12 protein-coding genes are annotated in these 14376 nt (G+C 42.0%); 9 read left to right on the top strand and 3 right to left on the bottom strand.

Features of this window, described 5'->3' with window-relative positions; all coding sequences use genetic code 11:
• Nucleotides 1-105 precede the first annotated feature (105 nt).
• On the bottom strand, nt 106-699 hold the full coding sequence (locus AC1RM2_RS30470; RefSeq protein ID WP_492988910.1) for a hypothetical protein: 594 nt from the start codon (nt 697-699) through the stop codon (nt 106-108).
• A 195-nt stretch (nt 700-894) separates the two neighbouring features.
• Nucleotides 895-1821: a tRNA epoxyqueuosine(34) reductase QueG gene (gene queG / locus AC1RM2_RS30465; protein WP_492988909.1), complete on the bottom strand. Its 927-nt coding sequence runs from the start codon at nt 1819-1821 to the stop codon at nt 895-897.
• A gap of 163 nt (nt 1822-1984) precedes the next feature.
• Between queG and AC1RM2_RS30460 the strand changes: the two genes are divergently transcribed.
• Complete coding sequence (locus AC1RM2_RS30460) at nt 1985-2350, top strand: SpoIIAA family protein (protein WP_492988908.1); 366 nt, start codon at nt 1985-1987, stop codon at nt 2348-2350.
• Nucleotides 2351-2405: 55 nt separating this feature from the next.
• On the opposite strand, the gene AC1RM2_RS30455 is transcribed toward AC1RM2_RS30460, so the two are convergent.
• Entirely contained in the window at nt 2406-3089 is a 684-nt protein-coding gene (locus AC1RM2_RS30455; RefSeq protein ID WP_492988907.1) for a hypothetical protein, read from the bottom strand.
• Nucleotides 3090-3292: 203 nt separating this feature from the next.
• On the opposite strand from AC1RM2_RS30455, the gene AC1RM2_RS30450 reads away from it, so the two are divergent.
• The 8 genes from AC1RM2_RS30450 to AC1RM2_RS30415 all read left to right on the top strand — a co-directional run bounded on the left by AC1RM2_RS30450 (nt 3293) and on the right by AC1RM2_RS30415 (nt 14365).
• Nucleotides 3293-3859, top strand: coding sequence for an acyl-CoA thioesterase (locus tag AC1RM2_RS30450; RefSeq protein WP_492988906.1), 567 nt, complete (start codon nt 3293-3295; stop codon nt 3857-3859).
• A 111-nt stretch (nt 3860-3970) separates the two neighbouring features.
• Nucleotides 3971-5914, top strand: a complete 1944-nt coding sequence (locus AC1RM2_RS30445; RefSeq protein WP_492988905.1) for a tetratricopeptide repeat-containing sensor histidine kinase — start codon at nt 3971-3973, stop codon at nt 5912-5914.
• A gap of 208 nt (nt 5915-6122) precedes the next feature.
• Complete coding sequence (locus tag AC1RM2_RS30440; RefSeq protein ID WP_492988904.1) at nt 6123-7205, top strand: fatty acid desaturase; 1083 nt, start codon at nt 6123-6125, stop codon at nt 7203-7205.
• Nucleotides 7206-7411: 206 nt separating this feature from the next.
• Nucleotides 7412-8947 carry a hypothetical protein gene (locus AC1RM2_RS30435; RefSeq protein WP_492988903.1) on the top strand — a complete coding sequence of 512 codons (1536 nt, stop codon included), beginning with the start codon at nt 7412-7414 and terminating at the stop codon, nt 8945-8947.
• Between the two features lie 143 nt (nt 8948-9090).
• Entirely contained in the window at nt 9091-9999 is a 909-nt protein-coding gene (locus tag AC1RM2_RS30430) for a sugar phosphate isomerase/epimerase family protein (protein ID WP_492988902.1), read from the top strand.
• A gap of 172 nt (nt 10000-10171) precedes the next feature.
• On the top strand, nt 10172-10726 hold the full coding sequence (locus AC1RM2_RS30425) for a gluconate 2-dehydrogenase subunit 3 family protein (RefSeq protein ID WP_492988901.1): 555 nt from the start codon (nt 10172-10174) through the stop codon (nt 10724-10726).
• Nucleotides 10727-10729: 3 nt separating this feature from the next.
• Entirely contained in the window at nt 10730-12445 is a 1716-nt protein-coding gene (locus tag AC1RM2_RS30420) for a GMC oxidoreductase (protein WP_492988900.1), read from the top strand.
• 240 nt (nt 12446-12685) lie between these two features.
• Complete coding sequence (locus AC1RM2_RS30415) at nt 12686-14365, top strand: GMC oxidoreductase (RefSeq protein ID WP_492988899.1); 1680 nt, start codon at nt 12686-12688, stop codon at nt 14363-14365.
• The last annotated feature ends 11 nt before the right edge of the window (nt 14366-14376 follow it).

The following is a 14376-nucleotide window of genomic DNA, read 5'->3' as shown; positions in this document are numbered from 1 at the left end:
ACATATCTCATATCTCATATCTCATATCTCATATCTCATATCTCATATCTCATATCTCATATCTCATATCTCATATCTCATATCTCATATCTCACATCTCATATCTCACAACCCTTCGGTATCAACAAAAAAACTTTTGGTTTGCAAAGTTGGGTTAGCTTCAAGGTTAATAGTATCCCGTTGTTTAAGGGCGTGGTGAACCTCCGTCGGTGAAATTGCCTGGTAACTAAGGATAGTTTTTTGCGCCCTGGGAATAATCATGTTGACCAGGCTGTCTGCTTTAAACAGGTATAGACCAATATAGCCCGCCTGGGTATCTACCTCGACCCGGCCGTTTGGCGGAGTTTTTAATGTAAACCTTGCTTTAAATGGCTGATACATGATAATCGACATATCAATTTTGTTATCCTGGCCCAAATGATATGATTGGCCGTTTGGCAACAGGTTTTTAATAAGCGGATCTTTTTTGATATTAAATGTATAATATGCTGTACCGAGCATGTCATTCTCGACAGCAGCGTTGCTTGTAAAGGAAAGGTGATAATCGCCGTTAATGTCGCTAACAACACTGTCTTTCAATTGCTGGTATTTGGCAAGCCCCAAAATATTTTGATAATAAAATATCTGTACAACCACATTACTGGCAATTACAGTTGGCCCCTGTGTATTAATATGTCCATGTATGGTGGTAGTTACCATGCGTGGTTTTTTTTTACAACTACCAAGCGTAACGCAACTCGCAAGCATTAACAAAATATAAAATAAATGATTACAGCGATAAGGGTTCATTTGCAGGTTTTGGGTTATAAGTAAAATGTTTTAGGTTTTATTTAAAAGCCTAAACGAGTGCAAGGTAGCAAACGCTACAAGCAATAGTAAATAAAAAATATGTGTTTATCGAAGGAAATCAATATTGCGCTTTAGGCCGCTGAATTTGGTACGTTTTACAGCCGAGTTTTTAAATACTTTTTGGAAGACATCCTGGGTGATATCCTGCCAGTCGGCAGCTTTCAGGTGCAGTAAATCGGGGTGCGGGGTAAAGGCCGGTTCGGTGTTTAAAACGGAGAAACGGTTCCATGGGCATACATCCTGGCATACATCGCAGCCAAACATCCAGTTGTCCATTTTTCCCTTGAACTCTACAGGGATCTCGTTTTTTAGTTCGATGGTGAGGTACGATATGCAGCGGCTGCCATCAACAACGTAGGGCCCAACAATGGCATCAGTAGGGCAGGCATCAATACAATTGGTACAGGTGCCACAATGATCGGCAGTGGGGGCTATATCATATTCCAGTTCGAGGTCGATGATCAGTTCGGCCAAAAAAAAGAACGACCCTGATTTTTTATTGAGCAGGTTGGCATTTTTGCCTATCCAGCCCATGCCCGATTTTTTGGCCCAGGCCTTATCCAGTACAGGTGCCGAATCAACAAACACCCGGCCGCCCACTTCGCCAATTTGCTCGTTGATGATTTGCAATAACTGTTTAAGCTTATCTTTTATAACGGTATGATAATCCATGCCGTAAGCATATTTTGATATTTTGGGTGCTGTTGGATCGGTTTGCTGGTTATCGGTATAGTAGTTAATCCCTAATGAAATTACTGATTTGGCACCATCAACAAGCAGCCGTGGGTCAAGGCGTTTATCAAAGTGGTTTTCCATGTATTGCATTTCGCCGTGCATGTTTTTTTTCAACCAGTTTTCCAGCCGTGGCGCCTCCTCTTCCAGGAAACCTGCTTTTGATATGCCGCAAAACAAAAAGCCGAGCTTTTGCGCTTCACTTTTTATTAACTGGCTGTATACCGTCCTGTTTTGCATATCGGTGCAAAGATACTACAAATTAAAATTCGTAAAATAAACAGTGTTTGATGATGAATATTAAGCGGAAAGGCATTGTAATGGCATTTCTACAGAAAAAAATCCAGATTTTTTAATCAATGGTGTGGTTTTTGTAACTATTGGTAAATATAAATATATCTAAATGCTAACGCACTTGAGCTACCTGCCGAAACATGTTTTAGGGCTGCATGCCGTTGGCGAAATTACAAATGCCGACTACGAAAAAGCGCTTGAGCCCCTGCTTGACGAACACATAAAACAAAACGGAAAAATCAATTTTCTGCTTGTGTTGGAAACCGATATAAAGGATTTTGATGCCGGTGCCTGGTGTGGCAACATAGGCATCGGACTTAAATACTTTACCAAATGGAACAAATTAGCCATGGTTACTGATAAAGAGGGGGTAAGGGAATTTAGCCATCTGTTTAAATATATACTACCCGGCAGGTACAAAGGTTACACCTTAGATGAATTGGACGAAGCTGTAAAATGGATAGCAGGGAAATAATTTTTTGGGGCGGAACGCTATTTGTAATTGGGTAATATATTGATATAGGTACCTGCTAAAAAATCAGTGTACCGTCGTCATCTATAGCACATTTTGTGAGTATTCGGCAACTTATGGGTTCGCCATTTAGTGTGGCCGGGGTAAATATTTTATCTTCCTCGTTCAAAGCGTTAACATTCATGTTGAAGGTTTTTGAAAAATTACCGCTATAAATGGTCACTTTAAAATAGGCCAGCCTGCCACCAGGGCTAACCAGTAACTCAACCACACCGATAGATGCATCCCTGCTGATATCCATTAAATTTGCCGGCAACTTGAATAGCTTAAAATATGGAAGATACCCAAAGTATCGGCCACCTATTTTAACGGGTTTAGTTGTACGGTCGGTATCGGCCAGTTGTTGATCAACAAAATAATGCAGGTTTGATGTGGTATCTTCGTGTGCCTCGTATAAAAACTCTTTTTTGGTGTAATCGTAGTTTTGCAGCAAATGGCCTTGGGGATCATAAAAATGCCAGATACCTACTTTGATATCGTTGTCAAAGCGGCCATTGGCCAGGGCATAGGTTTTATTATAAATCATCTGGTACAGGCCATGCCTGGTACTTTTGTCGCTTTTTAAAACAGTTAGTTTTTCGGTAATATGCGCGTTTATTTTATGGCTGCGCTCAACAGTTTCCTGGGCAAGGGCCACATTTACAAAAAACAAGTAAACAATTAGCAGGGTTATGTTTCTCAAAGGTGTTATGGATTTTGGGTAAATATAAAACGCGGATACATCAATATCAAATACTTGGTTTGATATCCTGGTTTTGTTTTTAGCCGTTTGCGAAATAAGATACAACGAATCTTAACTGTTTTATGGCGGATATTAGCTATTGTAATTGTTTTGTTGCATTAATAGTATGGGTTGCTTAAACTTGTAGCCATAAACCATATTTCATGACTGCGCTAACCGATCAATCCGATTATAAAACGGTACGTTTTTCTGAGACCACGATAACCGAGTTGATGATCCCTTCTTATTCAAATTTTGGCGGCAAAATTCATGGCGGCATATTGTTATCGCTGATGGACAAGGTAGCGTATGTTTGCGCCGCTAAACATGCTGGTAATTATTGTGTTACCGCATCGATTGATACAGTTGATTTTTTACAGCCCGTTGAAGTGGGCGAACTGGTATCATTAATGGCATCGGTTAATTATGTAGGCAACACATCGCTGGTTGTAGGCATTAGGGTGGTATCTGAAAACATCAAAAGCAACTCGGTAAAGCATACCAATACCAGTTACTTTACCATGGTTTCAAAAGATGAGCACAATAAACCGGCTAAAGTACCCGGCTTAATACTGGAACACCGTGAGCATGTACGGCGCTTTATTGAAGCCCGGCGCCGTAAAGAAATTAAGCAAGGCTATATGAAAGAGGTGGAGCAGATAAAAATGCCCGACAACTATGAGCACTGCATTGAGCTTTTAAAAGGCGAAAGATGCCTGGTTGCAGGTTAAGCACTTTTAATACCGCAAGTTTTAATACCACCGGTTAAATAAAATTAAGATTAATTTGCCAAAAATGTTTGGCATAACATTGCAGATAAGAATTCAATCCCCTACTAATAAATGAGGCGAACTATTGGCCCGGTGCTGTTATTATTGCTAATGCATAGCATGTGCTATGCCCAAAAAGATGCGGCAATTGTTGCTGTTACCAATATAGCATCTATCAAAATAACGGTTGATAGCCTTAATAAAACCGCAGGCGAACGCTATATGGGGGAGCCCGACCAGGCACGCGAAATGGCCGGCAAAGCGTTGTTGCTTTCCGAAAAAATAAAATACAATACAGGGATAGGCTTAGCCTACGTAAACCTTGGCCATGTATATTGGTCGCAATCCTATTATCCTATCAGTTTATTTTATCTTAATTCGGCATTACCGTATTTGCCGAAAGATAACGCTACTTTGCTGGCCGAGTGTTACAGTGCGATAGGCCGTACCTACCTGGAACTTAAAAACTATCAGGAGGCAATCAATAGTTTAAACCAGTCTGCAAAATATGCCGGAAACGATACCAGAATGGTGGGAGAGTTTTACACCGAGAAGTCGCTGGTATATATCAGGATGCGTGATTATACCAGGGGCATGGCTACAAGCTTACAGGCACTAAAACTTTGCAGAGCCATCGGCGATGACAATAACACTAATATTATTTATACGCGATTGAGTTCGATACAGCGCCTTCAAAAACAGTTTCAAAAATCTATTGCATTTGATGATACTGCTTATTACATGAGTTTTAAAACCAATAACCGGAGGTTGCGCGCTAAAACCCTTATTGAATATGCCGATAATTATAATGGCCTGAAGCAGTTTGATAAAGCAATAGAGTATGCCACAAGGGGGGCTGTGCTTGCCGATAGCATTGGTTTGATGAACGGGATTTCGGATGCTTACAGAACCATCATGTTTAGTTTTGAGCAAAAGAAAGATTTGGCCAATGCGTTAAAGTTTCAAAAGAAGTATAATGGGGCCCTTGATTCGTTGAACGAATCTGATAGGAGACGTAATACCGAGCTGATCCAGAATTATTTTGCTTTAAATGCCCGCCTTAACGAAATAGCTGTAATTGAACAAAAGGCGAAAGAAGATAAGGATAAGATCCATTTTCAAAATGCCATCATTATCACGCTTATCATTTCGTTGTTGGTTGTATTAATAGCTTTATATATCACCTATTATAATTTTAAACAAAAGAATTTATTAAGTAGTAAGCTAAGCAGGCAGCATGAGGCCTTGCTGGTGCAAAAGGGATTGATTGAAGAGCAATCGGCTAACCTTGCGGCGGTAAATAAGTTGAAGGATAAGCTACTGGCCGTAATTGGACACGATTTGCGTACCCCTTTTGCAAACCTGCGTAGTATCATGGAGCTATTTGAGGATGATAACTTAAACCTTGAAGATATGCACGGCCTGATGAAAAAAATGGAACCGGTAATAAAAGGCGGCGAACTTACATTATCCAACCTGCTGGAGTGGGCGGGCAGCCAGATCAGGGGAATAAATTTAACGCCATCGGCTGTCGACATAAATCTGGTGGGAGAAGAGATGGCACAGATTTATAGTTACCAGTTGCAGCAAAAAAACATCAGGTTTCAAAATATAGCTATCACCGGCCACATGGTAAAAGCCGATGAAAAGCATATTAAGGTGATTATAGGTAACCTGATTAGCAATGCTATAAAGTTTACCGATGATAATGGCATTGTAACCCTAAGCAGCCACGTTGCGGATGGTGACCTTGTAGTTAATGTTAACGATACAGGCAAGGGGATTGCGGGGGACCAGTTGGTTAAGCTGTTTGATCTTAATTCGCACTTTACCCAAAATGGTACAATGGGCGAGGTTGGTACAGGCATTGGCCTGTTTTTGTGTAAAGAACTGGTGGAGTTTAACGGTGGCCGGTTATGGGTTAAATCAGAAGTAGGCAAGGGGAGTACCTTCAGTTTTAGTTTACCGCTGGCCGGCTGTGCAAAAATTATTCCTTTTTATGTTAACAAATCATAAACCTTTTACGTAGAAAAGTGTAGTAGTCAAAAAGATTTTCTGAAATATATATTATTGAATAAGTAATTTAATTATTTAGAAATCGTTTTAACTTCATATATAGATTTAGTGAAATCAATTATATTTTCTAAAATAATGATATGGTGAATTTTTTACTATATTGTGACAATATTTATTACTCCTAACATTTTTTATTCCTGCTAATTTAATGGCTTTTTTAAACACAGTGCTCGAACCACCCTCGTACGGATGGACGGATGAGGATGGTAACCTTGCAAAACCCACCAATGCAACAATTTTAAAAGAGTTTTTTTCGAGACTGAATGTTTTCCGGGACAAAAAAAACTGGCTTTCATTTTTAAGCTGGTTTTTAGTGCTTGCATTAACTCCATTCCTGTTTTTGTTCATATTCAAATATTTCAGTATTGTAGGTTTGATAGTTGCTTTTGTTTATAGCATGATCATTATGGGTACCCACGGCACCATATGGCACCACAGGTATTGCACACATAATGCATACACTTTCAGCAACAAATTCTGGCGTTTTTTTACCCAGAATCTTACGCTTAAAATTATTCCCGAAGAGATTTACGCCGTATCGCACCATGTTCATCACGCACTGTCAGATCAGCCCGGCGATCCTTACAATGCCCAGGGCGGTTTTATGTACTGCTTTTTGGCCGATGTAAACCATCAGCCTGTAGCCAGGAACATGACCGAGGCTTGCTACAAAAAATGTGTTAACTTAATGAAACACGTGGGCGTAACTCCCAATACCTATAAGCAATATCAAAAATGGGGTACAATTGCCAACCCATACCGCACCGTTATTGGCATCGTCCTTAACTGGGGCTTCTGGTTCACTGCATTTTACCTGATGGGCGGGTTGCCCTTAGCCTGCGCTATTTTTGGCTCGGCCGGATTTTGGGCTGTGGGTGTGCGCACCTTTAATTATGAAGGCCATGGTAAGGGGCAGGATAAACGCCGCGATGGTACCGATTATAACCGCGAGGATATGTCTATAAACCAATTGTGGCCTGGTTACGTGGCCGGGGAGTGGCATAACAACCACCACCTGTATCCTAAAAGTGCCCGCTCTGGCTTTAAGCCACATCAGTTTGACCTGGCCTGGTGCTATATCAAATTCATGAGCATGATAGGCGCCGTTAGTTCATACCGCGATTCGAAAAAGGAGTTTTTGCTTACTTATTGCAATAAAGTACAGGTGCCGGTTACAGCACTGGCTATAAAACATATGGAAGTTAAGCCGGTATTGGTGCGGGCAAAGTAAAAGTGCTGACTTTCAGGACTGCCTGTCTATAATATTATCTTATTTTAAAACGCCATTGCTGTTTCAGCGATGGCGTTTTGCTTTTATCTCCTTTTTTGTCGTGCGCCAGGACAAGGCTATTTATGTTAAAATAGTTACATTTTATTTACGATTGTAATTTATATATTAGCAATCCAGCTAATCATACAACTTAAACGCCATAATCAATGTTAAATAAGCTTTTCTGTTTTGCAGCCTGCTTGTCGTGCCTTGTTTTTGTTAACAAAAGGGTGCAGGCACAGGGCCTGGGAATATTTGATAATCAAACAGATGTAGGTATCAATAAACTTCCCGGCGGCGGGCAATATGATGCCAAAACGCAGCAGTATGAGCTTCGCGGGGCGGGGCAAAACATCTGGGCAACGCATGATGATTTTCATTTTGTGTGGAAACGTATGAAAGGCGATTTTATATTACGCACCAACGCCGCTTTTATTGGCAAAGGTGTCGAGTTGCACCGTAAGGTTGGCCTGATGGTACGCAGCACTTTAGATAGCAATTCAAAACATATAAATGCCGTTGTTCATGGCGATGGCCTTACCTCGTTGCAGTACCGCAAAACAGTTAGCGGAATTACCGAAGAAAAAAAAGCAAGTATCACTGCGGCCGATGTTATCCAGTTAGAGCGTAAGGGCAGTACCTACACCATGTCGGTAGCCCGTAAGGGCGACTTATTTGTTACCGAAGAAGTAAGCGATCTTGACCTTGGCGACGAAGTTTATGTGGGCATTTTTATCTGCTCGCATAATGCAGATGTAACCGAAAAAGCCACTTTTAGCAACGTACGGATTATAACCCCCGCACCGGCAACACTGGTGCCTTATAAACAATACCTGGGCAGCAGCATAGAATTGCTTAATGTAGAGACTCAAAATAGCACTATTGTTTACCAGTCGCCACGATCATTGCAGGCACCAAACTGGATGAAGGATGGTAAATCATTGATCTACAATAGCGACGGTTCGTTGTTTAAGCTTGATCTTAAATCCAATACACCGGTACAACTAAATACGGCGCCGGCAAAAAACAACAATAACGATCATATACTTTCTTTTGATGGCAAAATGCTGGTTATCAGCAGTGGCGATGGCGGCCCTTCTATAGGATACACCGTGCCGGTTACAGGAGGCCAGGCAAAAAGGATTACGGCACCTGGCGTTGGCGCAAGCTATATGCACGGCTGGTCGCCGGATGGTAAATATCTTGTATTTTGTGGTCAAAGAAACAAGGAGTTTGATGTATACCGCGTCCCATCAGATGGAGGTCCCGAAGAAAGACTAACCACTACGCCCGGTTTGGATGATGGGCCTGAATATACACCCGACGGAAAATACATTTACTTTAATTCGGTACGCAGCGGACTGATGCAGATTTGGCGTATGAAAGCCGACGGCAGCGAACAAACGCAAATAACTAATGATGATTATAATAACTGGTTCCCGCATATATCGCCCGATGGCAAATGGATTGTATATATAACCTTCTTTAAAAACGAAGTAGCCCCGGATGATCACCCTTTTTACAAGCACGTATTTTTAAGGCTGATGCCAATAGGAGGCGGCCCGTCAAAAGTAATTGCTTACTTATACGGAGGGCAGGGCACTATCAATACCCCGTCATGGGCGCCGGATAGCAAACACCTTGCTTTTGTAAGCAATTCAGATTTATTGTTCCCGGCATTCCCGATGGAGAAATTGAGATGAGAATCAAGAGTCAAGAATTAAGACAAAAACCGGTAAAGATTTACGGAAAACAAATTTTCGTTTTGGTTGGAATTACTTATATCTTGACTGCTGATTATAATCCTTGTCTTGACTCTTGATTCTTAACTCTTGATTCTAAAATTATGACTACACGCAGATCATTTTTAAAAACAGGCGCCCTGGCCGTTGCCGGTGCCTCCCTTTTGCCCGATAGCTTATTTGCCGCGCCCAAAAAACTCCAAAGGGTGGGGGTTCAGCTTTACAGTGTACGCGATGCTATGAAGCTTGACCCTAAGGGGACGCTAAAAAAAATTGCCGATGCCGGTTATCATCATGTAGAACATGCCAATTATGTAGACAGGAAGTTTTACGGTTTCCCGGCAAAAGAATTTAAAAAAATATTGGAAGATTTGACGCTCAAAATGCCAAGCGGCCACACCGTAATGACAGCGCAACATTGGGACGAATCAAAAAAAGATTTTACCGATGCCTGGAAGTATACAGTGGAAGACGCAGCCACCATGGGCCAAAAATTTGTAATAAGCCCATGGCTTGATGAAAAAGTGCGTACAGATTTGGACGCACTGAAACGCGCCATGGAGCAGTTTAACAAATGCGGTGAATTGTGCCAAAAATCATCAATGAAATTTGGCTATCATAACCATCACTTTGAAATAAGTACCAAAGTTGGTGATATCACGCTGTATGATTATATCATCCAAAACACTGATGCCGCATTGGTAGCGCAGCAAATTGATATTGGTAATATGTTAACTACCGGCGGACACGCGATTGAATTTATTAATAAATACCCCGGCAGATTTGAGTCGATGCACGTTAAGGATGAAATAAAGGTAGCCCCACATGATGGCGATGATACAGAAAGCTGCATTTTGGGCCAGGGCATTATGCCGGTGAAAGAGATAGTGAAGGCAGGTAGTAAAAAAGGCGGTACTTCACTTTTTATTATCGAGCAGGAGGCCTACCAGGGCAAAGATCCGGTGGAGAGTGTAAAAATTGATTTACAAATCATGAAAAAATGGGGTTATTAATAGTATAAAGGTAACTTACCACCATCAACGGATTTAATTTTTGAGGCGATTAGTTTTAAAAGCTAAAATTACTAAGTTTGAAAACCGTTTATAAATAAAATACACAGATAACTTTAGTTGCCCGTCCCCCTGCAGGTGAATAAATTGAAACTGCTAAAACAATTTACTTGATATGCACAGGCGTACTGTAATAAAAAATTTGGCTTTGATAATAGGTGGGGCAGCACTGCTTCCTGCATGTCACCGATCGGAAGGTAAAACGTCTGTAATCCTTAAAAATGTTGATATCAGCGCCGATCAGGAAAAACTGGTGGGCGATATTGCTGAAACTATTATACCAAAAACAACAACACCTGGTGCAAGAGATATGAATCTGCACTTATTCGTATTCAAGATGCTGGATGATTGCTACAAAAAAGAAGATCAGCAGGCATTTATGACAGGTATGGGGCAGTTTGCTGATGCTGTCAAAAATAAATATGACAAACCCTTTTCGGATTTAAGCCAACAACAGCGCGAAGCGATGTTGTTGAACATCGAAAATGATAAGGACGAGAAAAGCACAATAAATCCAAAAGAGCTCAAATCATTTTACGGGATCATAAAAAGTCAAACTGTAAATGGTTATGTAACCTCTAAATATTTCATGACCAAGCAAGTAGTGTATGAACTTGTACCGGGTCGTTATAATGCCCGTTTTCCATACAAACAAAAGCAATCAGCGTAAGTAATGGCTAATTTAAATATAGATAGCGTTAAAGACCGAACATTTGATGCGATAGTGATTGGCTCGGGGATGAGTGGTGGCTGGGCTGCTAAAGAACTTACAGATAAGGGCCTTAAAACCTTGATATTGGAACGTGGGCGCGATGTAAAACACATTAAAGATTATCCCACTACCAATATGTACCCCTGGGAGTTTGAGCACCGCGGCGAACTGCCGGCGGCCATAAAAGAAGCCAACCCTATAGTAAACCGCTGCTATGCTTTTGGCGAGGATGCCGCTCACTTTTTTGTAAAGGATAATGATCACCCTTATGTACAGGAGAAGCCGTTTGATTGGATTCGTGGTTACCAGGTAGGCGGTAAATCACTACTTTGGGCCCGCCAAACACAACGCTGGAGCGAATTTGATTTTGAAGGTCCCGCCCGCGATGGTTTTGCTGTTGATTGGCCCATCCGGTACAAGGATATTGCCCCATGGTACAGTTATGTAGAGAAGTTTGCCGGTATTTCCGGTAACAGGGATGGCATTCCCGAGCTGCCCGATGGCGAGTTTTTGCCAGCCTTCCCGCTAAATGCTGTCGAAACGTATTTTAGTAATCACGTAAAAAGTAAATATAGCAACCGGCATGTGATTAGTGCACGTTGCGCTCACTTATCTAAACCAAACCAAATCCATTTAGATCAGGGCCGGGTGCAATGCCAGGAACGCATTTTGTGTCAGCGCGGCTGCCCGTTTGGCGGTTACTTTAGCGCAAATGCTTCTACTATTCCCTGGGCATTAAAATCGGGTCATGCTACTTTACGTCCATTTTCTGTTGTGCAGGAGATTATTTACGACGAGAAAAAAGGTAAGGCAAGTGGCGTTCGCGTTATCGATACCAATACAAAAGAAGCGATTGAATATTTCGCCGATATCATTTTTGTAAATGCAGCTGCTTTAAATACCAACCTGGTGTTATTAAATTCAACTTCGCACCGTTTCCCTAACGGCCTTGGTAACGATAGTGGAGTGTTGGGTAAATACGTTGCCTTTCATAATTATTCGGCCCATATAGGGGCCGAGTATGACGGCGAAAAGGAGTGGACAACTGATGGCCGTAATCCGGCCGGCGGTGGTTATATTCCACGTTTCCGCAACGTTTACAAACAGGAAACTAATTTTTTACGCGGGTATGCTTCGGGCTTCAGCGCGTACCGTTACCAGCAGCGCCCATGGGATGGTGTTGGGGCCAGCCTGAAGGATAACCTGGTTAAGGACAACCTGAGCGGCTGGAAAGTAGGATCGCACATGATGGGCGAAACAATACCCAAAGAAAGCAACTACGTAGCCCTTGATAAAACGTTAAAAGACCAATGGGGGGTACCGCAACTGAAAATATCGGTTGACTATGATGATAACGACGAGAAGATGAAGAAGGACTACGTAGAGCAGTTGACAGAAATGTTTGCCTCTGCAGGTTTCACCAATATAAAAGCCAGTACCGATAACCGCGCGCCAGGACTTGATATTCACGAAATGGGCGGCGCCCGGATGGGTAACGACCCCAAAACATCGGTGCTTAATAAATGGAACCAGATGCATGCGGTAAAAAACGTATTTGTAACCGATGGAGCCTGCATGACCTCAACCTCATGCCAAAATCCATCCTTAACTTATATGGCCTTTACCGCACGGGCTGCTGATTATGCAGTGAGCGAAATGAAAAAGGGGAATATTTGAGTTTGCAGTTATGAGTACGCAGTTTGCAGTTAAAAATGTAAAGAGTTATCAGCAGGCAGTTGCCGGCAAAATAGGTTTTAACAATATTAATTAATACTGCCAACTGTAAACTGAAAGCTGCCAACTAAAGACATTGTGTAAAAAAAACACAATGAAAGTTTATTTGTAAAATAATTTTTATTCATACATTTAACCGAACAACCAAGTAATAAACAAAATTTAACAACCTAATATAATTGTATGTCTGCAAATACTTATGACGCTATTGTCATCGGCTCGGGGATATCCGGTGGGTGGGCCGCCAAAGAACTGACACAAAAGGGTTTAAAAACCATTATGCTTGAACGCGGCCGCGATATCAAACATATAAAAGATTATGTGAACGCTACTAAAGACCCGTGGGAGTTTACCCACCGTGGTGGCCGTACACAAAAAATGATTGACGATTACCCTGTTTTAAAACGCGATTATCCACTAAACGAGGTCAATCTTGATTATTGGGCCAGCGATAAAGACAGCCCCTACACAGAAACCAAAAGATTCGATTGGTTTCGTGGCTATCATGTAGGCGGCCGTTCATTAATGTGGGGCAGGCAATCATACCGCTGGGCCGATGTTGATTTTGAAGCCAACTTGAAAGATGGTATCGCTGTTGACTGGCCTATCCGTTATAAAGATATAGCGCCATGGTATAGCTATGCCGAGCAATTTGCAGGCATATCTGGTAACAAAGATGGTCTTGCAATTCTCCCGGATGGCGATTTTATGCCGCCAATGGAGCTGAACGTGGTTGAAAAAGATGTTGCCAAAAGATTAAAAGATCATTACAAAGAGGCCCGTGATATGATCATTGGCCGTACAGCCAATATCACCGTACCGCATAATGCCCGTACTAACTGCCAGTACCGTAACAAATGCTGGTTGGGTTGCCCGTTTGGTGCTTACTTCAGCACACAATCGGCTACGTTACCGGCTGCTATGGCTACAGGTAATTTAACAGTAAGGCCATGGTCTATAGTTACAAAAATTTTGTACGATAAGGATACTAAAAAAGCTAAAGGTGTTGAAGTACTGGATGCCGAAACCAACCAAACCTATGAGTATTTTGCAAAAATTGTTTTTGTAAATGCATCAACAATTAATTCAGCCTGGATTTTGATGAATTCGGCAACTGATGTTTGGGATGGCGGTTTGGGCAGCAGCAGCGGCGAACTTGGCCACAACCTGATGGATCATCACTTAGGTGTTGGCGCATCTGGCAGGTATGAAGGTTTTGAAGATAAATATTACTTTGGCCGCCGTGCAAACGGATTTTACATTCCCCGCTTTGCAAACCTTGGCGGCGATAAACGCGATTTTATTCGTGGTTTTGGTTACCAGGGTGGTGCAAGCCGCGAAGGCTGGAGCAGAGATATTGCCGAATTGAACATTGGCGCATCCTATAAAGACGCAATTACCGAACCTGGCTCATGGTCGGTTGGTATGGGAGGTTTCGGCGAAACACTGCCATACCATGAAAATAAAGTGACGCTTGATAAAACCAAAAAAGACAAATGGGGTCTGAATGTGGTTGCTATTGATGCCGAGCTGAAAGATAACGAGAAAAAAATGCGTATTGCCATGGAAGCCGAAGGCAAGGCAATGCTGGAAGCCGCAGGTGTTAAAGATGTACAAACCCATAGCACTAATCCATTCCTGGGCCGTGGTATTCACGAAATGGGTACCGCACGCATGGGTCGCGATCCTAAAACATCCGTACTTAACCAGTGGAATCAGGTTTGGGATGCCAAAAACGTATTTGTTACCGATGGTTCTTGTATGACATCTGCTGCATGCCAAAACCCATCACTTACCTATATGGCGCTAACTGCCCGTGCAGCTAACTATGCGGTTGAAGCTTTAAAGAAAAACGAGATCTAACAAAAACATCA

The sequence above is a fragment of the Mucilaginibacter sp. GW822-FHT03E02 genome (assembly GCF_058801545.1).
The sequence above is the reverse complement of the archived record's forward strand: the minus strand, read 5'-3'. Positions and strand labels throughout refer to the sequence as shown.